General features: G+C 63.3%; 25 protein-coding genes and 2 tRNA genes. 16 read left to right on the forward strand and 11 right to left on the reverse strand.

The window, feature by feature from the left end; translation table 11 throughout:
• The first annotated feature begins 19 nt into the window (after positions 1-19).
• Positions 20-1,756, forward strand: coding sequence for a DNA polymerase/3'-5' exonuclease PolX (gene polX, locus EPO34_03180; GenBank protein TAK04125.1), 1,737 nt, complete (start codon positions 20-22; stop codon positions 1,754-1,756).
• 16 nt (positions 1,757-1,772) lie between these two features.
• Positions 1,773-1,859: transfer RNA gene (locus tag EPO34_03185), tRNA-Leu, on the forward strand.
• Between the two features lie 153 nt (positions 1,860-2,012).
• Here EPO34_03185 and EPO34_03190 read toward each other — a convergent pair.
• The 4 genes from EPO34_03190 to EPO34_03205 all read right to left on the reverse strand — a co-directional run bounded on the left by EPO34_03190 (position 2,013) and on the right by EPO34_03205 (position 4,844).
• Positions 2,013-2,465, reverse strand: coding sequence for a hypothetical protein (locus EPO34_03190; protein TAK04126.1), 453 nt, complete (start codon positions 2,463-2,465; stop codon positions 2,013-2,015).
• Between the two features lie 220 nt (positions 2,466-2,685).
• Entirely contained in the window at positions 2,686-3,300 is a 615-nt protein-coding gene (locus EPO34_03195; GenBank protein ID TAK04127.1) for a hypothetical protein, read from the reverse strand.
• A 102-nt stretch (positions 3,301-3,402) separates the two neighbouring features.
• Positions 3,403-4,296 (reverse strand): hypothetical protein, encoded by an 894-nt coding sequence (locus tag EPO34_03200; GenBank protein ID TAK04128.1) that lies wholly within the window; start codon positions 4,294-4,296, stop codon positions 3,403-3,405.
• Positions 4,143-4,844 carry a hypothetical protein gene (locus EPO34_03205; protein TAK04129.1) on the reverse strand — a complete coding sequence of 234 codons (702 nt, stop codon included), beginning with the start codon at positions 4,842-4,844 and terminating at the stop codon, positions 4,143-4,145. Before EPO34_03205 ends, EPO34_03200 begins: the two co-directional genes overlap by 154 nt.
• A 264-nt stretch (positions 4,845-5,108) precedes the next feature.
• On the opposite strand from EPO34_03205, the gene ruvB reads away from it, so the two are divergent.
• Genes ruvB through EPO34_03220 form a run of 3 tightly spaced genes read left to right on the forward strand, consistent with a single transcriptional unit; the run spans position 5,109 to position 7,009 of the window.
• Positions 5,109-6,143 carry a Holliday junction branch migration DNA helicase RuvB gene (gene ruvB, locus EPO34_03210; GenBank protein TAK04130.1) on the forward strand — a complete coding sequence of 345 codons (1,035 nt, stop codon included), beginning with the start codon at positions 5,109-5,111 and terminating at the stop codon, positions 6,141-6,143.
• Positions 6,144-6,194: 51 nt separating this feature from the next.
• Entirely contained in the window at positions 6,195-6,452 is a 258-nt protein-coding gene (locus EPO34_03215; GenBank protein TAK04131.1) for a hypothetical protein, read from the forward strand.
• A complete protein-coding gene (locus EPO34_03220) occupies positions 6,449-7,009 on the forward strand; it encodes a PH domain-containing protein (protein TAK04132.1) in 561 nt (186 codons plus the stop codon). The genes EPO34_03215 and EPO34_03220 overlap by 4 nt, the downstream gene beginning before the upstream one ends.
• Before the next feature lie 98 nt (positions 7,010-7,107).
• Here EPO34_03220 and EPO34_03225 read toward each other — a convergent pair whose 3' ends face one another.
• Entirely contained in the window at positions 7,108-8,988 is a 1,881-nt protein-coding gene (locus EPO34_03225) for a hypothetical protein (GenBank protein TAK04133.1), read from the reverse strand.
• Between EPO34_03225 and EPO34_03230 the strand changes: the two genes are divergently transcribed.
• Positions 8,959-10,491 carry a flippase gene (locus EPO34_03230; GenBank protein TAK04134.1) on the forward strand — a complete coding sequence of 511 codons (1,533 nt, stop codon included), beginning with the start codon at positions 8,959-8,961 and terminating at the stop codon, positions 10,489-10,491. The genes EPO34_03225 and EPO34_03230 overlap by 30 nt on opposite strands.
• Positions 10,492-10,494: 3 nt before the next feature.
• A complete protein-coding gene (locus EPO34_03235) occupies positions 10,495-11,763 on the forward strand; it encodes a hypothetical protein (protein TAK04135.1) in 1,269 nt (422 codons plus the stop codon).
• A gap of 3 nt (positions 11,764-11,766) precedes the next feature.
• On the opposite strand, the gene EPO34_03240 is transcribed toward EPO34_03235, so the two are convergent.
• Genes EPO34_03240 through EPO34_03250 form a run of 3 tightly spaced genes read right to left on the reverse strand, consistent with a single transcriptional unit; the run spans position 11,767 to position 13,567 of the window.
• Complete coding sequence (locus EPO34_03240; GenBank protein ID TAK04136.1) at positions 11,767-12,744, reverse strand: hypothetical protein; 978 nt, start codon at positions 12,742-12,744, stop codon at positions 11,767-11,769.
• Positions 12,720-13,196, reverse strand: coding sequence for a hypothetical protein (locus EPO34_03245; GenBank protein TAK04137.1), 477 nt, complete (start codon positions 13,194-13,196; stop codon positions 12,720-12,722). Before EPO34_03245 ends, EPO34_03240 begins: the two co-directional genes overlap by 25 nt.
• Before the next feature lie 5 nt (positions 13,197-13,201).
• The gene (locus EPO34_03250; protein TAK04314.1) at positions 13,202-13,567 is read right to left on the reverse strand and encodes a GIY-YIG nuclease family protein; all 366 of its coding nucleotides are present in this window, start codon (positions 13,565-13,567) and stop codon (positions 13,202-13,204) included.
• Positions 13,568-13,766: 199 nt separating this feature from the next.
• On the opposite strand from EPO34_03250, the gene EPO34_03255 reads away from it, so the two are divergent.
• The 9 genes from EPO34_03255 (at position 13,767) to EPO34_03295 (ending at position 19,787) form a co-directional block, all read left to right on the forward strand.
• A tRNA-Ser gene (locus EPO34_03255) sits at positions 13,767-13,856 on the forward strand.
• An 84-nt stretch (positions 13,857-13,940) separates the two neighbouring features.
• Entirely contained in the window at positions 13,941-14,816 is an 876-nt protein-coding gene (locus EPO34_03260) for a hypothetical protein (protein ID TAK04138.1), read from the forward strand.
• A gap of 92 nt (positions 14,817-14,908) precedes the next feature.
• The gene (galU, locus tag EPO34_03265; GenBank protein ID TAK04139.1) at positions 14,909-15,772 is read left to right on the forward strand and encodes a UTP--glucose-1-phosphate uridylyltransferase GalU; all 864 of its coding nucleotides are present in this window, start codon (positions 14,909-14,911) and stop codon (positions 15,770-15,772) included.
• Positions 15,773-15,832: 60 nt separating this feature from the next.
• Positions 15,833-17,215: an extracellular solute-binding protein gene (locus EPO34_03270; protein ID TAK04140.1), complete on the forward strand. Its 1,383-nt coding sequence runs from the start codon at positions 15,833-15,835 to the stop codon at positions 17,213-17,215.
• Positions 17,212-17,793 (forward strand): hypothetical protein, encoded by a 582-nt coding sequence (locus EPO34_03275; protein TAK04141.1) that lies wholly within the window; start codon positions 17,212-17,214, stop codon positions 17,791-17,793. Before EPO34_03270 ends, EPO34_03275 begins: the two co-directional genes overlap by 4 nt.
• Before the next feature lie 11 nt (positions 17,794-17,804).
• Positions 17,805-18,323 carry a hypothetical protein gene (locus EPO34_03280; protein TAK04142.1) on the forward strand — a complete coding sequence of 173 codons (519 nt, stop codon included), beginning with the start codon at positions 17,805-17,807 and terminating at the stop codon, positions 18,321-18,323.
• Between the two features lie 52 nt (positions 18,324-18,375).
• Positions 18,376-18,798 carry a hypothetical protein gene (locus EPO34_03285; GenBank protein ID TAK04143.1) on the forward strand — a complete coding sequence of 141 codons (423 nt, stop codon included), beginning with the start codon at positions 18,376-18,378 and terminating at the stop codon, positions 18,796-18,798.
• An 86-nt stretch (positions 18,799-18,884) separates the two neighbouring features.
• Positions 18,885-19,379 carry a hypothetical protein gene (locus tag EPO34_03290; GenBank protein TAK04144.1) on the forward strand — a complete coding sequence of 165 codons (495 nt, stop codon included), beginning with the start codon at positions 18,885-18,887 and terminating at the stop codon, positions 19,377-19,379.
• 24 nt (positions 19,380-19,403) lie between these two features.
• The gene (locus tag EPO34_03295) at positions 19,404-19,787 is read left to right on the forward strand and encodes a hypothetical protein (GenBank protein TAK04145.1); all 384 of its coding nucleotides are present in this window, start codon (positions 19,404-19,406) and stop codon (positions 19,785-19,787) included.
• Positions 19,788-19,888: 101 nt separating this feature from the next.
• On the opposite strand, the gene EPO34_03300 is transcribed toward EPO34_03295, so the two are convergent.
• The 3 genes from EPO34_03300 to EPO34_03310 form a co-directional block, all read right to left on the reverse strand.
• Positions 19,889-20,470, reverse strand: a complete 582-nt coding sequence (locus tag EPO34_03300; protein ID TAK04146.1) for a hypothetical protein — start codon at positions 20,468-20,470, stop codon at positions 19,889-19,891.
• Between the two features lie 36 nt (positions 20,471-20,506).
• Positions 20,507-21,088, reverse strand: a complete 582-nt coding sequence (locus EPO34_03305) for a hypothetical protein (GenBank protein ID TAK04147.1) — start codon at positions 21,086-21,088, stop codon at positions 20,507-20,509.
• 344 nt (positions 21,089-21,432) lie between these two features.
• On the reverse strand, positions 21,433-24,513 hold the full coding sequence (locus EPO34_03310; GenBank protein TAK04148.1) for a hypothetical protein: 3,081 nt from the start codon (positions 24,511-24,513) through the stop codon (positions 21,433-21,435).
• Between the last annotated feature and the right edge of the window lie 148 nt (positions 24,514-24,661).

Consider the following 24,661-nt stretch of genomic DNA (forward strand, 5'->3'; position numbering starts at 1 on the left):
AGGTTATACTGTCTGCACTATGCCCCGACGAAGCGCCACCAACAAGCAGATTGCCGACATCCTGCGAGAGATCGGGCTCATCGACGAGGCTGAGGGAGTGCCGTTCAAGCCGCAGGCGTACGAGGTGGCGGCGGATCAGGTGGCGGCGTTAGGCGAAGATCTGTCCGACCTGTACAAGGCGTGCGGAGCGACCTGCATCGACGCGATCCCGGGCATCGGCAAGAGCATCGCGGAAAAGATCGAGGAACTGGTGACCACCGGGCGGCTGAAATCGTACGAGGCGCTCAAGAAGAAGTACCCGTTCGACATGCTGGCGCTCACCGGCATCCAGAACGTGGGGCCCAAGACCGCGCTCGCGCTCTACCGCGCGCTCAAGGTGAAGACCGTGCGCGACCTCGAGCGCGTCGCGCGCGCGGGGAAGGTCCGAAGGGTGCCGGGGTTCGGCCGCAAGTCCGAGGACGGCATCCTGAAAGGCATCGGGTTCCTGCGCGAGCACGAAGGACGGTTCCGTTTGCACGACCTGCTCCCGTTCGCGGAAGGGATCGTCGCGAAGCTGCGCGCGGTGCCGGGGGTGACGCACTGCGAAGCCGCCGGGTCGCTGCGGCGCATGAAGGAGACGGTGGGCGACGTGGACCTCGTGATGACGGCCACGGACCCGAAGCGCGCGCTCGACGCGTTCGTTTCCCTTCCGGAAGTCTCGCAGGCGCTCGAACGCGGGGAAAACCGCGCCGCGGTGCGCTACCGTTACGGCGTGAACGGCGACCTGCTGGTGCTCAAGCCCGAGGAGTGGGCGACGGCGCTCCTGCACTTCACGGGCTCGCGCGACCACAACGTCGTCCTGCGCGAGCGCGCGATCAAGCGCGGGATGAAACTGTCGGAATACGGCTTGTTCAAGGGGAAGAAGCGCGTCGTGACCAAGACGGAGCAGGACGTCTACGAGGCGCTTGGCATGGACTGGATGCCTCCGGAAATCCGCGAAAACCGCGGGGAAATCGAGGCGGCGCTTGCGCACAAGGTTCCCGCGCTCGTCGGCTACGGCGATCTCAAGGGCGACCTGCAGGTGCAGACCGGATGGTCCGACGGCGACGCGTCCATCGAGGCGATGGCGGGAGAGGCGAAGAGGCGCGGGCTCTCGTACCTGGCGGTGACCGACCACACGCAGGCGCTCGCGATGGCGAACGGTCTCGACGAGAAGCGGCTCCTGAAGCAAGGGAAGGAGATCGACGCGCTCAACAAGAAGCTGCGGGAATTCCGCGTCCTCAAATCCTCCGAATGCGACGTCCGCAGGGACGGTTCGCTCGACCTCGACGACGCCGCGCTCAAGACGCTCGACCTCGTGTGCGTGTCGGTGCACTCATCCTTCACCTTATCCGAGAAGGAGCAGACCGAGCGCATCATCCGCGCGTTCAAGCACCCGCTTACGAACGTGTTCTTCCACCCCACCGGCCGCATCGTGAACGCGCGCGAGGCGTACGCCGTGGATTTCCCGCGACTTCTCCGTGCCGCCAGGGAATATGGCGTGGCGCTCGAAGTGAACGGTTCCGAACGCCTCGACCTGAAGGACGCCCACGTGCGCGAAGCCGTGGAGGCCGGCGTGAAGCTGGTCATCGACTCCGACGCGCACAAGGCCGAGCATTTCGACAACCTCCGCTACGGCATCTCCCAGGCCCGCCGCGGCTGGGCCACGCGAGCCGACGTGCTCAACACGAAGCCTGTGGGGGCGTTCCTGAAGGCTTTGAAGGGGTTGAAGAAGTAGGCTAGGCTGCGAGAACGGGCAGGTGCCGAAATTGGTATCCGGAGGGGACTTAAAATCCCCGGGCCGAAAGGCCGTGTGGGTTCGAGTCCCACCCTGCCCACCATCCCCCGTCGCTCAACGGCGGTTGGGCTATGGGGGATTGTTTGAGAATGAAAAATGGCCACGACGCGTCGTCGGGGCCATCCTGAGGAGCTTCAGCGACGAAGGAACTCGTCGAGGTCGCTCGTTTGCCGTGCGAATGCGTGCGGTCGCGTGTTCACCCGAGGACGGTGGCCGTCTTCTCGACGCAGCGGATGGAACGGCCTTGCCCCCTTCGGAGCTCGCGCTCGGTGATGCACGTCTGCAGTACCTCCTTGCCGAAGAGGGTCGGAAGGTACCCGGCGTACTCGAGGTGCGTCACCACGAGGAGGACGTCGACCCCTTCGGACTTCTCCCGGATGAGCGCGAGCGCGGCGGCGTAGTCCTCTCGATGCCTGTTGTCCGACCAAAGCAGGTCGTGCCGCTCGAACGACGCGAGCGCGAGCGCCTGGGCCAGCACCTCAGCGCTGTCGACGGCGCGAAGGGCCGTGGAGCTCAACAGGCGGACCGCGCGCCCGGCCAGGTCTGGCCTCACCAGCTCGGCGAGATGGCGCATCTGGTCGCGACCAAGATCGTTGAGACGATCGTCCGCGCCGTAGTTCCCGTGACGGACGATGACAAGCAGATCCATGAAAGTACTCCGTTCCGCGACTTGCCCAGTCGCCGGGGTCAGGACGACGCGTCAACATAATAGGAAACGATGCTCCTGTCAACCTACTGAACCATGACTGTTTGAAATCCAGAAGTTCAAGAACACGGACCTTTGGCGCATCCCAAAAAGATCGTCCCGTCAGGCTGCGGAACGAAGGAACATATCGGTGAGATTAAAAAACCTCGACTCGTCGTCGAGGTCAGTGCGTCGGCTTCTCGCCGATGAAGCCGTCAATCCTGCCGCCACTATGATAACGCGCGGAGGCGAGGTCGTAGCGCGCCGTATGCATGAACACCTTCACGCGCAGCTCGTTCAGGAACGCCTCATCGACCTTTCTTTCCTCGATGGCGGCGATGACCCTCGGGTAATCCGCCGGATCGCACACCACGAGGCGCTTCCCTTTGGCGGCCGAGCGCAGCATGGCGGGGCCGCCGATGTCGGTCTGCTCGAGGACGTCGTCCGCCGTGGCGCCTGGCTTCGCGATCTCCGTCTCGAGCGGGTAGAGGTTCACGCACACGAGATCGATGTCCTTGATGCCCCGCTCGGCGATCTCCTCCGTGTGCTTTGGGCTGTCGCGACGCGCAAGCAGGCCGCCGTGCACCAGAGGATGGAGCGTCTTCAGGCGACCATCAAGCATCTCCGGGAAGCCGGTGTAGTCGCTCACCTCGATCACCTCGAGCCCTTCGATGCTCTTGAGGGCCTTCGCCGTCCCTCCGGTGCTCAAGAAGACATAGCCGAGCCTGGCCAGGCGTCGGGCCAGCGGCTCAAGGCCGGTCTTATCCGAGACGGAAACCAAGGCATACTTCTTTTGCATGGATCTTTCTCCAGGTGAAGGTGCGTCGTCGTCCAATCTGGAACTTCCAGACGACCGCCGCAGCTTACCGGAAACCCGGAATCCGGCAATGCGGGAGCTTGACTATCTCATCGCGCGAGCGAAGACCGGCTTGTACATGTCGTCGCGCGGATCGATCCGCAGCTCTCGTTCCTGCACGCGTTCCGTGAATACGACCGGTGCCCCTTCGACGACGCACAACGGGGTCCGTTCGTTCCCCTCCCCCATCACGAAGACGGCGGCAGCCGCGAGCCCGTCCGCGACATTCGTCTGCGTCATTTTCAACGTTCTCCCGAAGATATCGGTCTTCCCGCGATAGTCTCGCAGCCCTTTGATGCCCGCGTAGCCCAACGTGACCCCGGTGACGCCGGAACGCAGCGGCAATGTGCGGCTGTCCGTGATCACGACGCCGACCTGTTTCAGGCCATAGTGCTTCTTCAGGGCCTTCCGAAGCGCCTCGGCCGCGCCGAACGAGTCCTCGGGCCAGAGGATGAGCGATCCATCGGCGTTCGACTCGTCGATCCCGGCGTTGGGGCACCAGTGGCCTTCGTTCAAAGTGAGGTAACACCACTTGGTCTTCACCCATGCGTCCGATTCGCGCTTGATGAGCCGCACTTTTTTCCCGCGACCGCTCTTTTCAACGCGACCCTGCGCGAGCGCCACGATCTTAGACGTGACCACGAGCACGCTTTTCTCTTTTAGCTTCGGCACAAATCGAAATACGTACTCTTCCAAGGACTGGTTCGGATGAAAAATGGAGCCGCGAATGACGTTCACGATCATAAAGAAAGAGGACGGGAAGGCGACGAGCCTTCCCGTCAGAATTAGATGTCCTGCAAGGAACAATGTATGGCGCGAGCAAGGAAGGAGGCGATTTCCGAGGATGATACATCCGGATAAAGCAGCCGGTTTATCTCGATCTGAAGGGCGTCGACGCGTTGCCCGTTCCATTCTTTGGCGATGCTCCGGACAATCCATCCTCCACGATAGATTCCGGTAACGCCCAATCGTGAATCCGGCGAGAACACAACGCGATATCGCTCCTTAAGGACCCGAGCGACGAACAGGTCGCTTTTTCCAGGACATGTCCTGTGTCCATCAGAGCCCAACACGAAGTCATACGTCTCCGGTCCCGGCGAGGCGATAAAACTGTGGAGGTCGACGACGAGGCACCGGCCGTTCACGGCGACGGAGCGTCGGATAGCCTCGTGAAGATGATGATGGAACAGGTGGTACGTCGCTTCGAATCCGTCCACGAAGGGCTCCTGCCCTGGCGCGCGGTTTGCGTCCATATGAGAACGATGCAGCGCGCTCGCAATGCGGCTCGCGCTTATGCCCAATTCTGACAACTCCTTCACGCATGCGTCAGCGACCTCCCACGTCCCGACGTCGCGCGCATCCGGTCCGCATTCACGTTCCCATCGTAACGTCTCAGCGCGCTGCAGGGCACCGACGACGCGCGTGGCACCATCATGCGGCACGCTGATTACCACCGGCCCATCACCGAACGACACGTCGATGTACATGAAGCCTCCTTCAATTTGCAAACAAAAACGCAGAGGAAACGGAAATCCTCTGCGTTCAAACGCTCAGATGAAGCTGGACCAGGTTTGCATCCGATGCGTGAGAATCATATCGGAGAGGAATATACGGGAGGCGATGAAAAGAAGCAAGAAATAGGTTGCCCAACGCGGATCCTTCGTCAGCCGTTCAGTCTCAGGATGACAAGGCTGTCTGCTATGGACGGCGCTTGCCCCCGGCTCCCCCGCCCTCCATAATGAACCCGACCTATGATCGAACGTGACGAACCTCTCCCCGACGAACGTACCGTCTCCCCCGCCGAACAGGCGCCGGAGCGGGAGTTTGAGGTGGGGTTGCGTCCGCAAAGGCTCGACGATTTCGTGGGCCAAGCGTCAGTAAAAGACAATCTCTCGGTGCTTCTGGAAGCCGCGAAAGGCCGCGGAGAGCCGGTCGAGCATGTGCTCCTCTATGGCAACCCGGGCCTGGGCAAGACCACGCTCGCGCACGTGATCGCAAACGAGATGGGGGCGCAGGTGAAGGTGACGAGCGGACCGGCGCTTGAGCGCGTGGGCGACCTTGCGGCCATCCTTTCCAACCTCGGCCGCGGCGACGTGCTGTTCATCGATGAGATCCATCGGATGAACAAGACGATCGAGGAGGTGCTCTACCCGGCCATGGAGGATTTCGCGCTCGATCTCGTGGTCGGCAAGGGCCCCACCGCGCGCACGCTGCGGCTCAACCTGGAACCGTTCACCATCATCGGGGCCACCACGCGGCTTTCCATGCTCTCGTCCCCGCTGCGCGACCGCTTTGGCGCCACGTTCCACCTCAACTTCTACGAGGAATCCGACCTTGCCTCGATCCTTACTCGCAGCGCGCGGATCCTCAAAGTCGACGCCGACGCCGCCGCCGTGGCTCTGCTCTCGCAGCGCTCCCGCCGCACCCCGCGCGTGGCGAATCGCCTGCTCAAGCGCGTGCGCGACTTCGCCCAGGTGCGCGGCACGGGCCAGGTCGACGAGGCGGCGACGCACGCCGCGCTCGCCATGCTCGACATCGATGCCTTGGGCCTCGACCGCGTGGACCGGCACCTCCTTTCCGTCATCGCGGAAAAGTTCCGCGGCGGTCCGGTAGGCCTTGGCACCCTCGCGGCCGCCACCCAGGAGGAGGCCGATACCATCGAGGACGTGCATGAGCCGTACCTGATCCAGCTGGGCATGCTCGAGCGCACCCCGCGAGGCCGTATGGCCACGGAGCATGCCTACCGACACCTCGGGCATCCGGTTCCAGAACAGCGGATGCTATAATCCGTCATACCTGAAGCCTGAGGCCTTGTCCGCCTGAAGCCTAACGCCTCTATGCCCATCGCCATCCTCCTCATCCTTTACGCCCTGTTCGTCGTCTTTTTCGTCGTGTACGGAGGCTTCACCTGGTATCACTTGAGCCGCTTCGGGGTGGCGCACGGGCACCTTGTCGCCATGCAAGCGGTTTTCCTGGTGGGTTCCATTGCCCTGCTTGGCGCTTCCGCCCTTGCCATCCTGTCGTATGACTGGACTGCGACCGTCACGACCGACGATCTCGATCGCCTGATCGGCTCCATCTTCCAGACCGTATGATGCGCCTCGACCAACTTCCCAATCAGCAGGAGGGCGAGAAGGCCGCCCTGTTCCTGCATCGGCATTGGCTTACGCTCGTCTCGATCGCCGCCGTGTTCGGCTTGCTCACGCTGCTCCCGCTCGCCATCGCCGTTGAGTTCGCCGATGCCCTCGCGACCTTCTTGTCGGACCCGATCCTCGGCCCGCTGCTCACGGTGGTCATGTCCATCTACTATCTCGGCGTGTGGCTGGTGACCTTCTTCGAATACGCCGACTACGAGCTCGACATCTGGATCGTCACCAACGAACGCATCATCGACGTGGAACAGAAAGGGCTGTTCAACCGCGTGGCCTCGGAGCTGCACCTCGCGAACATCCAGGACGTGACGACCGAGGTGAAGGGCATGCTGGCCACCTTCCTCGATTACGGCGACGTGTACGTGCAGACCGCCGGCCAGAAGGACCGGTTCATCTTCAAGCACGTCCCGCACCCGAACAAGGTGAAGGAAACCATCATCGAGCTTTCCGACGCCGACAAGCGCCGCCATGGCGTAGGCAACGCCGCGCACGCGGTCTGACAATGAGAAAGCCGGCCTGATGGCCGGCTTTGACTTGAGATTGCTTCGTCGGCTGAGGCCTCCTCGCAATGACAGAGAGGACCGGTTTTCGTTTCTCCTTATTGCCACCGCTTCGTGATCCCGACGTCCGTGTAGAAGTAATGGAGGATCTGCTCCCAGCCCTGGCCGCGGTTGGCCATGCACAGCGCCTCGGTGGCGCTCATGCCGATGCCGTGGCCCCAGAGCCTGTAGCCTTTTTCCTTGTCGCACGGGCAGGCCACCCCTTTCACCCACGGCACGTCGCCGCCCCACACTTCGCCCCAGTCGTACGTCTTCCCGGCCGAGCGGGAGAAGTACGGGGTGATGGCGGTGCGGCCTTCGTAGGTGACCGTGCGGCCGCGCGTTTCCTCGACGCTCGCGACGATGCGCGGCGAGGCGGCCTCCTGGTCGTAGCCGCGATACACCTGGTCGTCGGCGTAGCCGGTGATGTGGAAGAACTCGGGCCCGCGCTTGGTGCCGCGCTCGAAGTGGTAGGTGGCATACGTGCGCGCCGCGGTGATGAGCGCCTTCTGGTATTCCATGTGACTGACGTTGCTCGTCTCGCCCAGCCCCTTGAGGTACCACTCCATCGGCAGCTCGTTGATGAGCCAGGCGCGGCTCTTCGTGTCGTTATAATGGAGCTCGAGCACGTTGCGGTAGCGGTTATACGGGCGGTCGGCCCCACGGTTGCGACGGTCCCAGTTCTCGACCGTGCAGATGCCGTTTGGCTCGTCCGGGACGAAGCGCAGGAAGGCCGGCGTCTTCTCGAACCCGTTGCCGCGGTCGAACCAGTAGCGGCTCTGCTTATAGAGCGCGGTGACCGCCTTGCGCGCCGGAAGCTCGGCGAGCAGCGACCCGTCGCCGCCCATCAGCTTCCAGGAGGTCTCGCAGCTCACCTTCACCTGGTTGTCCGTCTCGCCGTCCACGATGAGGATGCCCACGCGCAGCATGGGCTCTTGCATGTCGAAACGCTCCGAGGGCGAGGGGGCCGGCAGGTCGTCGCGCATCGGGGAATTGAACGCGTCCGGAGCGTTTTGGGTGACTTCCACCGGGATGTCCACCGTGAAATCCGGCACCACCTGCTCGTCCACGGCAAGCGCGTATTTCACCGTGTGGGCGCCCTGCGCCTTCGGGGCGTTGAACGTGAATTCGAAATACTCGAGCCCGCCCGGCGCCACGTCGGTCCCGACGTTCGCGACCAGCACGGACGAGGAAAGCCAGCTGCGGTGCTGCGTCTCGTTGCGGACGCTCGCGATCGCGAAATCCGGCGTGCGTAATTCGCGCTTGCGCCAGACAGCCGTGCCGGTGTTCTTGATCCCGACCTTGTACGCGACCGGATCCCCGCCCTTCGCGACGACCTTCTTCTGTGAGCGGATGAGGGTGAGGGCGGAGAGGCCCGTGGGGGGCTGGGTGATTGAGGTTGTTGAGGTGGGAGAGGTCTGGACTGGGGGCTGGGGGCTGGGGGCTTTTGCCGGCTCGGCCACGACGATGTTGACCGTAAACAGGCCGCCTGGAATCCAGGCGACATCTTCTGCGGCCAGGTTGAAGGTCTCGGCATACGTGCCAACGGCCTTCGGGGCCTTCAGGTTGAACGAAATGGTACCCGTCTCTCCTGCGCGAGCCGCCTGCTCCTTCATCACGGCCGGTTGGATGGGATTTTTCCACGAGGCATCCTGGAAAATGCTCGTGCGGTACTTCGGTCCGTACGTGTACACCGACACGTAGGCCGGACCGGAGTTGGCCCAAGCCGCCGTGCCGATATTCTTGAAGGAAATGGTGTATGCCTTGGTCTCCCCGGGCGCCATCACGAGCTTGCCGGAACCGGAACTGGAGATTTGCAGCGCCTCGTACCCCTTGAGCGGGGCGGCAAGCACGGAGGCCGGAGCTGCAAGAAGCACGAACGCCGCCACGAGCATGGCGGCGACGATCCGATGGGGTTTTCGCAAAGAAATTCCCTCCATAATTCGCCACTATCGTATCCGTTTTCCACGCTTCCGTCAACGACGGTTCATGCTACTATACCCGCGCATATGCCGACGGGTCACGGGCTCAGCAAAAATTTCGCTCTCCAGGCGGCCGGCAAGGCCGTTTCGGTCGTTTTGGGGCTCGTGATGATCGGGATCCTCACCCGCGCGCTCGGGCCGGAGGGCTATGGGGCGTTCACCACCGCTTCCACCTATTTGCAGTTTTTCGGGGTCATCGTGGATTTCGGGTTGACCCTCACGCTCCTTGTAATGATCTCCGAGAGCGGCGCGGATGAGGCCAAGGTCGCCGGCAACGTGCTCGGGCTACGGCTGTTCTCGGCCGCCATCCTGTTCGCGCTCGCCCCGCTCATCGCCCTCCCCATCCCGTGGGACGCCACCGTGAAGGCGGCGATCGCCGTGGGCGCGCTCGCCTATTTCTTCATGGCCGGTTCGACGATGCTTGTCGGGGTGTACCAGAAGCATTCGGTAATCTGGCGCGCATCGATCGCGGAAGTGGCGAGCCGCGTGGTGCTCGTGGCGCTCACGGCCCTGCTCGCCTGGTTGGGTGCCGGACTCACGGCCATGTTCGCTGCGCTCGTCATCGCGAACGTGCTGTGGCTCGCGCTTTCCATCGGCCTTGCGCGGCCGTTCGTGCGCCTGCGCCCGCTCATGGACCTCGCCGTGTGGAAATCCACGCTCGCGCGCAGCTGGCCCATCGCGCTTTCCATCCTGTTCAACCTGGTGTATCTGAAGGGCGACGTGCTCATCCTCTCGCTCATCCGCAGCCAGGAAGAAGTGGGTTTCTACGGGGTCGCCTATCGCTTTCTCGACGTGTTCACGGCCGTCCCCACCATGTTCATGGGACTCCTGCTCCCCTCCTTGGTCACGGACTGGACCGCCGGACGTCGGGAGGAATTCGGCCGTCACGTGAATCGGACGTTCGACCTGTTCGCGCTCGCCATCGCCCCGATGGCGGCCGGCGGCATCGCCATCGCCCCTTCGCTCATCGCGCTGGTGGCCGGATCCGGCTTCGATGCGGCCGCGCCGGCGCTTGCCGTTCTCATGCTCGCCACGCCGGGCATCTTCCTGGGCGCCCTGTACGGCCATGCGGTCGTCGGGATCGGCAAACAACGCGCCATGGTATGGGGCTATGCCGCCACGGCCGCCCTCACGACGATCGCCTACCTCTACCTGATCCCGCGCTGGGGGATCCTCGGCGCCGCCTGGGCAACCGTCGTCTCGGAAACGTTCATGCTCGCGCTCACCTTTTGGATGGTGATGCGCACGAGCGGCGCGCGTCCACGCCTTGTCGTTGCGACGAAAGCGGTCGCCGCGTCCATGGCCATGTATGCGTTGTTGAAATGGCTCCCGCCCATGGGAGCGCTCCCGTCCATCGCCGTGGGTGCCGCAAGCTACGCCGTCTTGGCCCTCGCGCTGCGCGCCGTGACGCTCGCGGACCTGCGCGCGCTCATCCCGCACCGATCGCCCGACCTGCGCTGACGTATGTATTTCCTCCTTCTCGGAGCGGCCTGCGGCTTGTTCGCCTTCGTCGCCTGGCGCGACCTGAAAGGCGGCGTCCTGCTGCTCGTCGCCGCGCTTCCCGCGTACCTGCTGCGCATCCAGGTCGGACCTGTCCCGTCGACGCTGCTCGAGCTTCTCTTCGGACTCTTGTTCGTCGTGTTCGCCCTTACGCGACGTGACCTGGTGCGCGCCTGGCTCGTCGAGCGTCGCGCCTGGCAATCGTGGTACGTCCCATTGGCGCTCCTCATCCTCGCCGCCGGCGTAGGCATGGCCGCGTCGCCCGTGATGCTGTCCGCGCTGGGGCTGCTCAAGGCATACGTCATCGAACCCATCCTCCTGTTCCTCATCGTGCGCGACCTGTTCGTGACGGAAACCGACAGGATGCGCCTCCTCCAAGCCCTCGCCGTCGGCGGCGCGTTCGCGGCGCTCGTCGGCATCGCGCAATACGCGCTTAACGCCGGCATCCCCGCGCCTTGGGACATCGAGCGACGCGTGACCGGCCCGTTCCCCTACCCGAACGCGCTCGGGCTGTATCTTGCTCCAATCATCACGATCGCTGGGGTGTTCCTTCTATCTGTCTTTGCGAGGAGGCCTCAGCCGACGAAGCAATCTCCCGTCACGATATGGTTCTGGTCCGTCATTCTCCTACTTTGCTCTGTCGCCATCTTCCTTTCGCAAACCGAAGCGGCATGGGTAAGCATCCCGCCAGTCCTGTTCCTGGCCGCCCTGCGCGAAAAGCGCTTGCGTGTTCCGACACTAAGTGTCGGCGCGGCCTTGATGTTATTGGTTTTCGCCATCCCGGCCGGCCGACACTTCGTGTCGACCAAGCTCCTGCTCCAAGACGCTTCCGGCCAGGTGCGCATCGCCCAGTGGCAGGAGACCATCGCGTTCTTGAAGGACGGGCATTGGCTGCTTGGCGCCGGGCTCGCGGGCTATCCGGGCGCCATCGAGCCGTATCACACGCATCCGGAGTATGAGATCTTCCAGGATCCGCACAACGTGATCCTCAACGTCTGGGTCGAGCTCGGCCTGCTCGGACTCATCGGCACTGCCCTGCTCGCATGGCAGGTCGTCCGGACCCCCAAGCGCGACTGGGTGGCGCTCGCCGCGTCGTTCGCCTTGCTGCAGATGCTCATCCACGGCCTGGTGGACGTCCCGTTCTTCAAGAACGACCTCGCGATGATGACCTTCGTCTTGCTCGCGCTCGTTGCCGCGCAAAAGAAAATGCGCTCGGAGGATCCGGGCGCGTGAGGATCACGGCAACAGCTTGATGAGATGTTCGAGGAAGACGCGCAGCGCGGGCGCATGTCTTTTCGCCTGTGCCTGATTGTCCTCGTGAGAGTGCTCCTGCTTGTCGTCGTTGGTGATGTACGACAGGGCGAGCACCCTCACCCCGCTCTTCCTGTGCCCGGCGAGCACCGACGCTTCCGGAAAGGTGCTCATGCCCACGCAGGTCGCTCTGTGCTCTCGCAAGACCGCCTTGTCGTACGCACGGCCTTCGAAGTTGGGACCGCGCACCATGGCATAGCAGCCCTTGAGCACCGCGAGCTTGTCCGTGTGCGGCCCGCCAAGCTGCGCGAGGCGGATGAGATCGGGGTCGAGCACGTCGTCCGCGCACCAGAACTCGTCGCGCGTGAGCGGGGGTGGCGGCGCGAACATCGACAGGAACCCGTCGATGGCTACCACCTGCCCGACCGAGGCACGACCTCCGAGCGCGCCGGCGGCGTTCGTAAGGACGAACGTCTTCACGCCCAGCTCGACCAGCATCTCCACCTGCAGACGCACCATCTGCTCCACGAGCGGATCGTGCATGCCCTCGTACTGGTGGACGCGTCCCCGCAAGACGATGACGGTCTTCCCGGCCACCTGGCCGTAGCAGACGAGTCGCTTGTGACCCTGGATTTCGCCGAGCGACTCGAAGCCCGGCAGGTCCCGCATGGGCATGGAACGTTCCTGGGCGATCTCGAGCAGGTCACCCCAGCCGGTACCCAGGACGAGCGCTGCCTTGGGCATGCGGGATTGTACGATGCTGAACTGCTTCTCGAGCGCCTTCGTGGCCGGCTCCAGATACGCCTTCGGATTGAACGAACTCATCGCTTCCTCCTGGGTCAAATGGACCGACCGCATCCTACCTGGCCCCTTGCCCCTGTCAAAAGACCGGCATGTGGCCGTGGCTCCTCGGCCTGGGTCGGGGCGTTTGTTGACTATCAGTATCTCGAATGCCGTTTCCATCGCTCAATTCCCAATCCGACGCCATATCCGACAGCAAAATAGCTACCGAGCAACAACAAGCTTAGCCCGACAAACCCCAATCGCTCCGAAAAACCGGCACAGAAGTCCGATGGGACATTCGTCAGATCGATGCAATAACCGGCCCCTCCCTCCTTGTCCGTCCATGGGGTGCTTCCTGGCTCCTCATACAACGACCAGTGCGTGCATGTCTGCTCGTTGAACGGACAAAACAGGCCGTACGGGACGATGAAATGGGAAAAGATCGGAAAAAAATGGCCGGTCAGCGTCATTGGCATGAGCACTCCATCAGGAACCATCCCGCCGTACGCGCGGTCGATGGCCGGTAGGGAAAAACCGACATAATAAACCGCGAGGGCGATGCAAACCATCACCCCCGCGATCCCGCCCCGAATTCGGAGCGACGGCTGCTTGAACCGATCCCAAAGTCCCATGCCGGCTACTTCTTCTTGTTCTTCTTCGGCTTCTTCTTGTTGCGTTGCTGGGCGTGGTTGCCTTTGGCCATACGCGTGCGTGACGAATGATGGGGAGATGATACCACGAGGGCCAGCTTCGCTTCACGCGACATCCGTTTGATCCGCGCCTCGCGCTTGAGGGCGGCGGAACGCGACGCGGCCGGTTCGCTCCACGCGAGCGCAACGGGGCGGCGGGAACGCGTATAGGCGGCGCCGATGCCGGCGTTGTGCTCGGCGATGCGGCGCGGAACGTCGGTCGTGACGCCCGTATACAGGCTCCCGCCATGCCTGCCGGCAGGCAGGTCGGCGCAGCGCGCGATATAGACGTGCCAGGGAGACATATCTTTCAACAAGACCGGCCAAGCGGCCGGTCTTCGCGTTATTTCGCCTTGCAGCGGGTCTTGCAGCGCGGCTTGCATGCCTTGCGCTTCTTCGCGACCTTGGCTTTGGCCATAAGGTGGAGGGATGAAGAATGATACGGACAGTATAGCACCCGATCGATTGACGATGAAGGTCTCGGATGATACGTTGCCGACGCCTTTTGGCCACGGAGAGGTGGCAGAGCGGTCGAATGCGTCAGACTCGAAATCTGATGTACCCGCAAGGGTACCGTGAGTTCGAATCTCACCCTCTCCGCCATGAAAAGCCGTCCGGTCCACCGGACGGCTTTTCATTCGGCTTCCGGGACCGGGTCCTGGTTTTTGCGCTATACTCCCCCTCGCTATGACCCTGGGTGACTGGTGGAACCTGATCCGCGGCGTGCCCACACAGGCCGGGCGGCCGCTGCCGGAAGGGTTCGTACACCCGTATGAGGACGCCGCCTACGTGATGGGCGGCTTCCGCACAAACGACTCGGCGATCCTTGTCCGAAACGGGTCTGTGCTTGGCGCGCGCTGGCGCGTGGGGCCGTTTAGCGTGGAGTCGTATTTTTCAGACACCGAGCCGTCAATCGCCTTGCACGATCGGCCGCGCATGGTGATGTGGCAGCCGCTCACGAGGCTCGACACACCCAAAGGCTGGTACCGGCCGCCCGTGCAGCTGCAGTCGCGCCAGCACGGGGTGGTGGACCTGGGGGCGGGAGGAGAATATTGGAAGGACTGGTCGAGCCACGCGCAGCGGCATCGGCGAAAATGGCTGCGCGACGAGGCGCACGAGATCGTGGAGGTCGCCTTCCCCGAATACGCGGCGGCGTACCGCGCCTCGGGCAAGCTCCCGTTCATGCGCGAGGACTTCCTCAAGATCATCGCGCGTCGGCTTGAGACGCAGGGCTCGAACATGCGCCTGCTCGTCGCGCGCGAGAAGGTGACGCGGCGGATCATCGCCGGCCTCGCCGTGCTCGACCTCCCCGACACGCGGCAAACGGTGCACGTGAGCGCCTTCCTCCATCCCGACGCCCATCGCACGAGCGTCGGCTACGGGCTCATCGACGCCTGGGCCTCCCAAAGCCTCGCCTCCGGCATCCGGTTCCTCTTCCTCGGACTCGTCTGGTACCCCGGCGACATGCGCGGCTGGAAGGGGTATTCCAAATTCAAGCGCCAGTTCGCTCCGCATCTCATCGTGTACCCGAATGCGTTGGTACGATTAGTGCGTAGGACGTAGGGGGTAGTGCGTAGAGGGATGATTGATTGCGGTTTTAGACGTAATACGCAAGAATTCCACCTACGCACTACGAACTACCAACTACGCACTCTATGATCCGCAAAGCGATCATCCCTGTCGCCGGCATGGGAACCAGATTCCTCCCCGCTTCCAAGGCGCAACCGAAGGAGATGCTTGCCGTGGTCGACAAGCCGGTCATCCAGTACATCGTCGAAGAAGCCGTCGCGAGCGGGATCGAGGAGATCATCTTCGTCACCTCCATCGGGAAGCGCGCCATCGAAGACCATTTTGACCGCAACTTCGAGCTCGAATATCGCTTGGAACAGAAGAAGAAGATGAAGGAACTCTCCCTCGTCGGGGCGATCGGCAAACTGGCCAAATTCGCCTTCGTGCGCCAGACGAAACCCCTGGGCGACGGGCATGCGGTACTCGCGGCGCTCCCCTTCATCGACCGGCACGAGCCGGTGGCGGTGCTGTTCGGCGACGACATCATCGACGGCAAGGTCCCGGCGCTCAAGCAGTTGCTTGAGGTGTACGAAAAATATCAGGACCCGGTGGTGGCCTTGCAACAGGTTCCGAAAAAGGACGTGTCGAGCTACGGGGTGATTGGCGGGAAGAAGATCAATAAGGCCACCTGGGAGGTGAAGACCTTCGTCGAGAAGCCGGCCGTGAAGGACGCGCCGAGCAACAACATCGTGATCGGCCGGTACGTGCTCACGCCCGACGTGCTTGCCGTGCTCGAGGACCAGCGCGCCGGCAAGGATGGGGAGATCCGCCTCGCCGACGCCTTCGCCACCTATCTGCAATCCGGCCGACCCATCTACGGCCACCTGTTCGAGGGCACCCGATACGACTGCGGCAACAAGCTCGGGTTCCTGAAGGCGCAGATAGAATTGGGACTGAAACATCCGGAAGTCGGGAAGGAGCTGAGGAAGTACCTGCGCGCCGTCCGTTAGTCGAAACGCGTCATCCTGGATGACGCGTTTTCGGATCCATAGTAAAATGGCGTCAATTCTATGACATTCTCCAAACGCTCGATTGCCGGCGCGCTCCTGACCGCGCTCGTCCTCACCGGCCAAGGCTGCGGCGGCCCCAGCGCGGCCGAAGTGGCGGCAACGAAGCCCGTCACCCTCACCGTGTGGCGCGTGTTCGACACGGCGAACACCATGCGTGACATCATGGACGCGTACACGAAGGTGCATACGAACGTGTCGTTCAAGTACGTGCAGCTGCGTCCCGAGGAATACCGGGACGAGCTCCTGCGAGCGTTCGCCGAAGGCAAGGGTCCGGACATCTTCTCGGTGCACAACGACGGCATGGGCGAATTCAAGAGCCTCATGGCCCCGCTGCCGGCAACCCTCAAGATCCCCTATACGACCGTGACCGGCTCCGTCAAGAAGGAAAAGGTGACGGTCATCCGCGAGGATCCCACCATCACCCCGCGCGAGGTGCGCCGCGACTTCCTCGACGTGGTGGCGGGCGACGTCGTGCTCCCGTTCCAGGCCACGCAGAACGCCCCCACCGAAGAAAAGGTGTACGGCCTCCCGCTCTTCGTGGACACCATGGCGCTGTACGTGAACCGTGACCTCTTGAACGCGGCCGGCATCGCGGAGCCGCCCGTCACGTGGGACGAGTTCCAGGCCGCCGTGATGAAGCTCACCAAGGTGGGCCCGAACAACGAGATCATCCAGTCCGGCGCCGCGCTGGGCACCGGGGCCAACGTGGAGCGCGCGTTCGACATCCTGTCGGTGCTCATGATGCAAAACGGCACCCAGATGACGGATTCCCGCGGAAACCCGACCTTCGGCTCCTACGAGACTCCCGCGCACACGAATCCCGGGCAGGACGCCGTGCGCTTTTACACCGATTTCGCCAATCCCACCAAGGAGGTGTACGGCTGGAACGCGCAGCAACCCAACTCCTTCGACGCGTTCGTGGCGGGAAAGACCGCGTTCTTCTTCGGCTACGCCTACCACCTCCCACGCATCCGCGCCCGCGCGCCCAAGATGAACGTCGAGGTGAGCCCCATGCCGCAGATCAAGGACAGCCGCGCGGTGAACATGGCCAACTACTGGATCGAGACCGTGTCAAAGGCGAGCAAGAACCAGAACTTCGCCTGGGACTTCGTGCAGTTCGCCGCCTCGGCCGAACAGGTGCCGAGCTACTTGAAGGCCGCCGCAAGGCCCACGGCGCGGCGCGCCCTCATCCAGTCCCAGGTGAACGACGAGGACCTCGCGGTGTTCGTGGGGCAGCTTCTCACGGCCAAGGATTGGTACCGCGGGGCGGACGCCGCGACGGCCGAGGCCGCCTTTGAGAAGCTGATCGACGACGTGCTCGCCGGCATGGACGTGGAAGACGCCATAAAGTCCGCCCAGAACCGCGTGATCCAAACCTTATGAGCGCCATCTGCAACGGGGCGTCCTGCACGGTCGCGGAGGTCGGCAGGTTCATGGCCGGCATCAGCAAGGCGTGCGGCAATGAGGGCAACTGCCAGCTGCCGGACATCATGCAGGTGATCGTGAACATCGGGAATTTCGTACTCGGACTCGTGGGCGCGGTCGTGTTCCTCATGTACGTCATCGGCGGGTTCTGGTTCATCTTCGCGCACGGCAACATGGAATACGTGAAGAAGGGAAAGACCATGATGACGACCGCCACCGTCGGATTGTTCATCGTGTTCTTCGCCTTTGCGGGGATCCAGACCTTGAAGAGCGTGCTCTCAGGCACGACCGCGGTACAGAAAGGCGGCAAGTACGTCCTGTGCACAGGGACGGCGACCGAAGACCAGGCCTGCGCCCTCAACAGCACCTGCAAGGGGTTCGTATGCACGAGCACCTGCGATGCCGACCACCCCAACGGCGATTTCCTATGCGCAGACAAGAACGATCCGTTCACCGCGCAGCGGATCACGAGCGAATGCGAACCCAAAAAATGCCCTGGAGGCGATGCGGTGCAGTGTTGCAGACTGAAGAAATGATTCCTCTTCCTATGAACCGCCTTACTCTCATCCTTACGTCACTCGCCCTCTCGGCCAGCCTTCTCCCGACGCCCGTGTCGGCGCAAGCCGGACCCCAGACGTGCGTGGACTCCTGCATAACGCTGTGCGCGACGGATCCTGACAGTCCAGACTGTCCGGATCCTCCCAATGAGGAAGGGTGCAACGCGCAGTGCGGCATTGCCCCTCCGACCACTCCGCCGGAGACGTCGGTCGGCGCACCAGCTCCGACCCCGCCTCCTGCCGACGTCCCCCGCACCCTCCAGAATCCGCTCGGCACCTCCGACCTGCGCCAGGTCATCGGCAACATCGTGCGGGCGCTCCTGGGATTTGCAGGGGCCGGGGCCTTGCTCATGTTCGTGTGGGGAGGGTTCCAGTTCATGATGGCCGCCGGGAACCCGAAGAACGTGGAGAAGGGCAAGCTGACGCTGATTTGGGCCACCGTAGGACTTGTGGTAATATTCTCGGCATACACCCTGCTCGACACCCTTATCAAGGCCCTGTCGGGATAGCGTGCTCTAAGCCACATTCATTCCTTAATCCTGTCTCATCAGGAGACGTCATATGCAGAAATCGTTCGCAAGGATCGCCGGCAAAGCCGCCGGCATCGCCGCAGCGGCCCAGGGCGCCCTCATCGCCGCGCACGTCAAGGCCCAGGCCCTCACGGGCGAGGAACTGTTCGGCGGCGCCGGGAGCACCACCGGCGGGACCGATTTCGCGGCCGCCGCAGGCCTCGGCTCCGGCGACCTTACCGACACCATCGCCTCCATCATCCGCACGGCGCTCGGATTCCTGGGCGTGGTCGCGGTGGTCATCACCCTGTACGGCGGCTTCCTGTGGATGACATCCGCCGGCAACGACGACAAGGTGAAGTCCGCCAAGAAGGTGATGATCTCGGGCATCATCGGCCTCGTCATCATCCTCTCCGCCTTTGCCCTCGCGAACTTCGTCATCACCCAGCTCTCCGGCGCCACGGCCGGGGCCTGATCCTTTCCCCATTCCCCCTCCAAAGCCCCGCAAGGGCGAAGGAGGGGTCATGGCTCGAGCTCCGACCGCCGGTCGAGGCTCGCGCTATGGCAACCCAGGCTTCGGACCTGATCTCAGGCGGACTGAATAAGGCGGCGGGCACGGCTGGATTCGGTACCGTTGCTGCCAGCGCACCTTCCAACCTTGGGGTTCTCATCGGCAAGCTCCTTTCCGCGGTGCTCGGCATCCTGGGCCTCGCGCTCGTCGTCTTGCTCATCTACGGCGGCATCCTGTATCTTACGGCTGCGGGGAACGAGGAGAACGTGAAGAAAGCCAAGCGCACCATCATGAACGCCGTCATAGGCATCGTGATCGTCGCCTCCTCTTACGCCCTCGCGAGTTTCGTGGTTTCACAGCTGCAGCGTGCGGGGAGAGAAGAGATCGAACTCACTTCCCAGGAGCTTGCCGAGATTTGTGCGCTGGATCCGACCAGCTCTGCGTGCCCGCAGGGCGCTGGTACGTCAGGAAGCGGAACCTCTGGTGGAGGTGGTACCCCATGTCCTCCGGGTCAGACCTTCGTGAATGGAGCATGTAGCTTCTAAAAACAATTGGTTCATAACGACCATATGAAACGTCTTTCTCTCAAGCTTTCCGCCGCCGCGTCGGCCGCTTCCCTCGCGCTCGCCCCGCTCGCCACCCGCGCTGCCATCACGCTGGACAAAGGACTCGCCGATATCGAAAGCGCCTCGGGCCTCACGGGCGGCGAGGGCGGCCTTCCCGCGCTCATCGGCAACCTCATCAAGGGGGTGCTCGGGGTGCTGGGCATCATCCTCGTCATCTACCTCGTGTGGGCCGGATTCAAGTGGATGACCGCGGCCGGAGACAGCAAGAAGGTGGATGAGGCGAAAGCCATGATCCAGAACGCGGTGATCGGCATCGTCATCGTGGTCGCCGCCTACGCCATCGCGAGCTTCGTCATCAAACTGCTCTCGACCGCGGTCGGCGGCTAGTCGCGGACACAATCGGAATTCAAAAGCGCCCTTCCCCACGAACCAGGGAGGGCGCTTTGTTTCCAGATTTCGTTGACGCTGGAAACCGCGTCATTGGCGTTTTACGCCGGTCTGCACGTGTGCGGACTGTGCACCACGTGCTGGCTCCGTCCGAACATCTTGTACGTGCACGTCCCGACTCGCTCGGTCTGCGTGCTGTAGACCGAGTCGTTGATCGGGACGAAGACGAACGTGTCGAACGCCGCCTCGTCGCCGAACTTGAACCGCTTCAGGTCCGCCTGCGTCGTGTGGCCGGCGTAGACCCTTCCGTCGGGAAGCGTCACGTAGCCATCGAGCAGGCACGTCTGCTCCGTGCCCGGCCGCTTCATCACGCTGTAGCCGACCAGCGTGAGCTCTCCCCCGCCCTTCGACGGGCAGTAGAGACGCGGCACGTCGTCAGCGACGAACCGGTTGGCGTCCTCCCGCAGGGAAGCGACGCACAGGCCGATGCTCGCGTGCCCACACTCCGTGGTGGCCATGCGGGCGAGCGCGGGGTTGGCGGGGATGAACGGCATCTCCGTCGGTTGTCCCGGCATCACCACCTGCGGCGGGACGAAGGTCCCGAACGGGGTAGTACAGGTGCCACAGGCAGTGTTGAGACCGACTGTGATGAGAACGAGGACGACGCTGATGATCTGGTTCATGGTGTGCTCCTGTGTCTGGGTGGGTGTGTGGAACTGCTAGTCGTCATCTCCGACCATTTTGGTGAGCGCGTCGACATCGCTGTCGAGCTCCTTGATGGCCGCGCCGTGCTCATCGACCGTCTTCTTCAGGTCCGCCGGCGCCGACGTTGCCGCCGTGCCGGGCGAGATCACCTGCGGCGGGGCCGTGGCGGCTCCGAGCAGGGCACAGTCGATCGGATCGCTGCACAGGCCACCGCCGTACGCCCCATTGGCGCCAAGGCGGTGCACGCTCTCGTGCTCGTTCTCGGTGCGCGCGAGCAAGGCCGCGTCCTGGGCCCCCACGGCGTCCGTGGTGACCGTCCGCTGCTTGCCGGCGATGAGCCATTTCAGGCACTTGCCCGCCGTGACGTTTCCCTTGCCGTCGTCGATGCGCTCGTGCTCGGCGCACCGGTCGGGCACCGGGGCCTTTACGACCTGGCCGGTCTTCTCGTCGACCTTGGACTGATACTCCGGCTCGAAGTCCTCGATCACCACCTTGGTATTGGTGGGATGGAAGAACCCTTCGAGGCTGACCGGGGTCGAGCAGCCGGCGAGGGCCGCGACGAACAGGATCACGAACGTGGTTGCGATGTCGTTCACTTGGAACTCTCTTTCTTTGGATTGTGAGGGTGCGAATCCCTCTGGGTGACGGGGTTGAGAAATGGTTTGCTGACCTGCCGTATCTGGAAAAACCCCAATTCCAGAACGTGTGAATATACCACTTTTTTGGGGTTTTGTCAAGGGGAAGAGGTTGATAAATTGGCTGTAATTAGCAAAATGAAGGATGTAGTATGAAGAATGTAGGATACAAAAAAGCGCTCGTTTCCGACGCTTTCCATTCATCCTTCATCCTACAGTCTTCATCCTTCATTCTGCTCCCCAATAAAAAAAGCTGGTTGCCATGGGAGTACCCATGACTTCCAGCCTCCGTGTAGCCTCTTCTTTCAGCCCGTGCACCCGAGGAGCTTCATCCGCTCCGCCGACAGCCCGTACTTGGCCGCCTTGGCGCACTTGTCCGTCTTCTTCGGCTTGTCGTTGGAAGCGGTCTTTCCGTGACCGCCGCCTCCGTTGCCGTTGCCATTCGACGCGCCCTTGTCAGCGACGGTCGTCGGCTTCTTCTCGCCCTTCAGCTCGGCCAGCTCGCCTTGCAGGGCCTTCAGCTCTGCCTTGAGCTTCGTCACGTCAGCCTTTGCTGCCGTGCCCTGCCTTTCGAACTCTTCCCGCTCGCTGATGGAGATGCCCTTCTGCTTGCTCATCTCCTTCAGCCCTTCTGCTTTCCCCTCTGCGTCGACAATTTCGGCCGGGATCGCGAGGATCCGCGCCGAGATCTCCTTGCGCCGGAGGAGCTTGGCCTTCTCCTCGTCCGTCTCCACGCCCGCACGGAGGGCCTCCACCTCGCGCTTCTTGTTTGCGAGGTCCTTCATGGACCCGATCTCCGCCGTCGCTTGCTCGGCGAGCGCGTCGGCCGCCGTCACGACCACCGTCGTCACGTCGGCGCGGACCTTCTTCGCCGCTTCATACCTGTCCTTACTGATCGGCGCGAACGTTGAGAAGTCCGGTGCGGTGTTTCCGCCGAATCCGGGAATGGTTTTGGTCTTCCCGTCCGGCGTGGTGACCGTCATCTCCGAACCCTTCACGAAGAACGATCCGACCACCGCCGCCGCGAGCACCACCGAGACGCCGGTCACGGGGATCCAAGCGAACTTGTGATCCTTGAACCGGTACCAGGCGGCAAACGCCGCCGCCGCGACCACGACCAGGATAGCGACCGCCACCAGGAACGCCGCATTCACCTGCACGCCGTACCAGAGGCCGCGGAGGACGTCCTGGAGGTGCGTCGACGACTGGTACAGGGTCCAGACGAGCGCCGCCACCACCACCGTCGGGATGAGCCAGTAGCACAGCAACGCGCTGCGCTTCATAAGCGACACCCAGATCCGGTCGATACTGCTTAGCTTGCTCTCGTCCTCCTTCCCGTCCTCGCCCCTGGCCTTGCGCAGCACCTGCTCCGCGTTGCTCATCTGCGCCCAGTGCGCCACGTAGAGCCCCATCACGCCCAGGGTGAGCGCAAGCCGCATGCCGAACGGGTACTTGGCACCCGGGTCCATCCACTCGAGCACCGCCGCGTACGCCGTCCCGATGCCCAGCACGACCAGCCCGAGCATGACCAGGTTGCGGAACTTCGTGATCGTCCCGGGCGTGTCGTCCTTGTAGTTCAGTCCCTGGTCGGTGCGGTCGAGCATCTCCTGCAGCAAGGTCGCCACCGGAGCGGTGAGGACCACCCCGACGATGCCCGCGAGCAGAGAGAACGCCGCCCCGACGAATCCGCCACCCATCGCGCCGAGTACCGTCACGACGACGGCCGCGGCGAGCGGGATAGCGTACGCCCAGAGCACCTTCGGCACCGCCTCGATGAACCTCCGCGCCCGTCCCTTCTTGGGCGGCGGGGGCGGAGGTGGCGGGGGTTGCACGGCCGACTTCTTGGCCACTTCGAACGCCTCGTCATGCGCCTTGCCAATAAGTGCCATGAGGCGTTTGCGGTGGCGCTCGGCCAAGTCGACGGCCTTTTGCAACGCCTGCGGATCCGTGGAAGGCGGATTCGCGGGCTTCAAACCATCCGCGACGGTCCGCGCCCAGTCGAAGCTGTTGGTGGGGTTCTTCCCCACCTTTGCTTGCGTCTGGCCGATGCGCAGGCACATGAACGCTTGCTTGCGCAGGCTCTTGATCTTAAACACCGATCCGAGCGCCGCATCGAACGCCGCCTTCGTGTCCTCGCCAGCCTTGGCTTGCGCCTCGGCAACGGCGAGGAACATCTCCGCCCTCTTCTGCGGATCCTCCTCGGCCCGCGCCTCGAGCGCCGTCGCGAGCGCGCCGGACAGGTCCGGCTTCTCCACGACGACCGCCGCCGGCTCCTCATCTTCCTTCTTGAGGAGGCCGCCGACGAAGTTCACCACCGTGACCGCGCCGAGCCCCGCCTTGTTGGCAAGCTCCTGCCTGCCCTTGGCGAAGGCGCGGATGGCCGCCGTGACGTCGTCGAAGCCCTTGTCAGTGAGCTCGCCGTCGTCGTCGAACACGTCGTTCTCGACCAGGGCCGCTGCGACTTCGCTCGGGAGGTTCATCACCTCGTCGAGATACCCGTGGCCTTCGATCTGCTTGAACAGATCTGGGCTGCGATGCGCGGCGGAGCCATAGGCGATGGCGATGGCGATGACGTTGCCGTCGATCTCCTTGCGCTCTCCGGGCTTCGCCTCTCCCTCCGCCGGCGCCGCCGCTTTCTTGGCCTCGTCGGCGATGCGCCGGGCGACCTCGGGCTCGCAGTGCTTGCACACCGCGCTCCCCCCGATGGCTGCCGCGGCTTTCGCTGAGACGAACCGCAGGTTCTTAGTGAAGTCTTTCGCGTTCGCCTGCAGGAGGGACCCGACCTCGCACAGGAGGACGGGATCCTTCTTCGAGTCGACGGCGACGTTGCCGTCACCGTCGAGCTGCACGGCGTGGAACACGCCGTCGAGCGTGATCGCGATCGGCCCTTCGAGCGTCTCCCGCTTCGCCACGACCTTCGTCTTGGCGTCGAGGACGGAGTCTCCCGAGCTCGGCGTCTCGTTCACGTCCTTGATCGGACGCGCCTTGGCCGCGTCGAGGGCGCTCAGGCCCTCGGACAACGTCTGCAGACTGAACTTCTTGACGAGCTGCGAAATGAGCCCTGGTCCGAACTCCTTATCGAGGGGAAGCGCGTAGGCCGCATCCGCGAGCAGGGCCGCAATGACTTCGACCGCCACCTCGAGGCTGGGAAGCTTCAAGGTGATATCCGTCAGCTTCTTCGTGAGCGGCCCGCCTGAGAGCCCCATCTCCTTCAGGTCCTGCACGAGGTGCGGGAGCTGCTGACGGAACTCCTCGCCGAGCTTCTTCGCCCCGACTTTCACGCCGAGGTCGAGCGGCTTCGACAGGTCGGGAAACCACTTCTTCCCGAGGGCTACGTCGAGATCCTTGTTCTGGTTGCCATCGTTCTGCTTGTTCTTCTTGCCCATTGGACACTCTCGCTTTCTTCTTTTTGTGCGGGAGGGGACCCCCGCTAGATTTTCAAAGGAGACGCGACCGGAACCCGGTACGCGATCTCTCCTAACGGGATACTCCCACTCATAAATCCCGCACGGAAAAGACCCTCCTATATACGCG

Source organism: Patescibacteria group bacterium (genome assembly GCA_004297215.1).
Lineage (GTDB): Bacteria > Patescibacteriota > Patescibacteriia > UBA9934 > GWF2-40-263 > 2-01-FULL-63-20.

What these genes read in the sequence shown, in the direction of transcription:
- polX (TAK04125.1), top strand. Translation starts at nt 20, where the DNA reads ATGCCCCGACGAAGCGCCACCAACAAGCAGATTGCCGACATCCTGCGA.
- EPO34_03190 (TAK04126.1), bottom strand. Translation starts at nt 2,465, where the DNA reads ATGGATCTGCTTGTCATCGTCCGTCACGGGAACTACGGCGCGGACGAT.
- EPO34_03195 (TAK04127.1), bottom strand. Translation starts at nt 3,300, where the DNA reads ATGCAAAAGAAGTATGCCTTGGTTTCCGTCTCGGATAAGACCGGCCTT.
- EPO34_03200 (TAK04128.1), bottom strand. Translation starts at nt 4,296, where the DNA reads ATGGATTGTCCGGAGCATCGCCAAAGAATGGAACGGGCAACGCGTCGA.
- EPO34_03205 (TAK04129.1), bottom strand. Translation starts at nt 4,844, where the DNA reads ATGTACATCGACGTGTCGTTCGGTGATGGGCCGGTGGTAATCAGCGTG.
- ruvB (TAK04130.1), top strand. Translation starts at nt 5,109, where the DNA reads ATGATCGAACGTGACGAACCTCTCCCCGACGAACGTACCGTCTCCCCC.
- EPO34_03215 (TAK04131.1), top strand. Translation starts at nt 6,195, where the DNA reads ATGCCCATCGCCATCCTCCTCATCCTTTACGCCCTGTTCGTCGTCTTT.
- EPO34_03220 (TAK04132.1), top strand. Translation starts at nt 6,449, where the DNA reads ATGATGCGCCTCGACCAACTTCCCAATCAGCAGGAGGGCGAGAAGGCC.
- EPO34_03230 (TAK04134.1), top strand. Translation starts at nt 8,959, where the DNA reads ATGGGGTTTTCGCAAAGAAATTCCCTCCATAATTCGCCACTATCGTAT.
- EPO34_03225 (TAK04133.1), bottom strand. Translation starts at nt 8,988, where the DNA reads ATGGAGGGAATTTCTTTGCGAAAACCCCATCGGATCGTCGCCGCCATG.
- EPO34_03235 (TAK04135.1), top strand. Translation starts at nt 10,495, where the DNA reads ATGTATTTCCTCCTTCTCGGAGCGGCCTGCGGCTTGTTCGCCTTCGTC.
- EPO34_03240 (TAK04136.1), bottom strand. Translation starts at nt 12,744, where the DNA reads ATGGAAACGGCATTCGAGATACTGATAGTCAACAAACGCCCCGACCCA.
- EPO34_03245 (TAK04137.1), bottom strand. Translation starts at nt 13,196, where the DNA reads ATGGGACTTTGGGATCGGTTCAAGCAGCCGTCGCTCCGAATTCGGGGC.
- EPO34_03260 (TAK04138.1), top strand. Translation starts at nt 13,941, where the DNA reads ATGACCCTGGGTGACTGGTGGAACCTGATCCGCGGCGTGCCCACACAG.
- galU (TAK04139.1), top strand. Translation starts at nt 14,909, where the DNA reads ATGATCCGCAAAGCGATCATCCCTGTCGCCGGCATGGGAACCAGATTC.
- EPO34_03270 (TAK04140.1), top strand. Translation starts at nt 15,833, where the DNA reads ATGACATTCTCCAAACGCTCGATTGCCGGCGCGCTCCTGACCGCGCTC.
- EPO34_03275 (TAK04141.1), top strand. Translation starts at nt 17,212, where the DNA reads ATGAGCGCCATCTGCAACGGGGCGTCCTGCACGGTCGCGGAGGTCGGC.
- EPO34_03280 (TAK04142.1), top strand. Translation starts at nt 17,805, where the DNA reads ATGAACCGCCTTACTCTCATCCTTACGTCACTCGCCCTCTCGGCCAGC.
- EPO34_03285 (TAK04143.1), top strand. Translation starts at nt 18,376, where the DNA reads ATGCAGAAATCGTTCGCAAGGATCGCCGGCAAAGCCGCCGGCATCGCC.
- EPO34_03290 (TAK04144.1), top strand. Translation starts at nt 18,885, where the DNA reads ATGGCAACCCAGGCTTCGGACCTGATCTCAGGCGGACTGAATAAGGCG.
- EPO34_03295 (TAK04145.1), top strand. Translation starts at nt 19,404, where the DNA reads ATGAAACGTCTTTCTCTCAAGCTTTCCGCCGCCGCGTCGGCCGCTTCC.
- EPO34_03300 (TAK04146.1), bottom strand. Translation starts at nt 20,470, where the DNA reads ATGAACCAGATCATCAGCGTCGTCCTCGTTCTCATCACAGTCGGTCTC.
- EPO34_03310 (TAK04148.1), bottom strand. Translation starts at nt 24,513, where the DNA reads ATGGGCAAGAAGAACAAGCAGAACGATGGCAACCAGAACAAGGATCTC.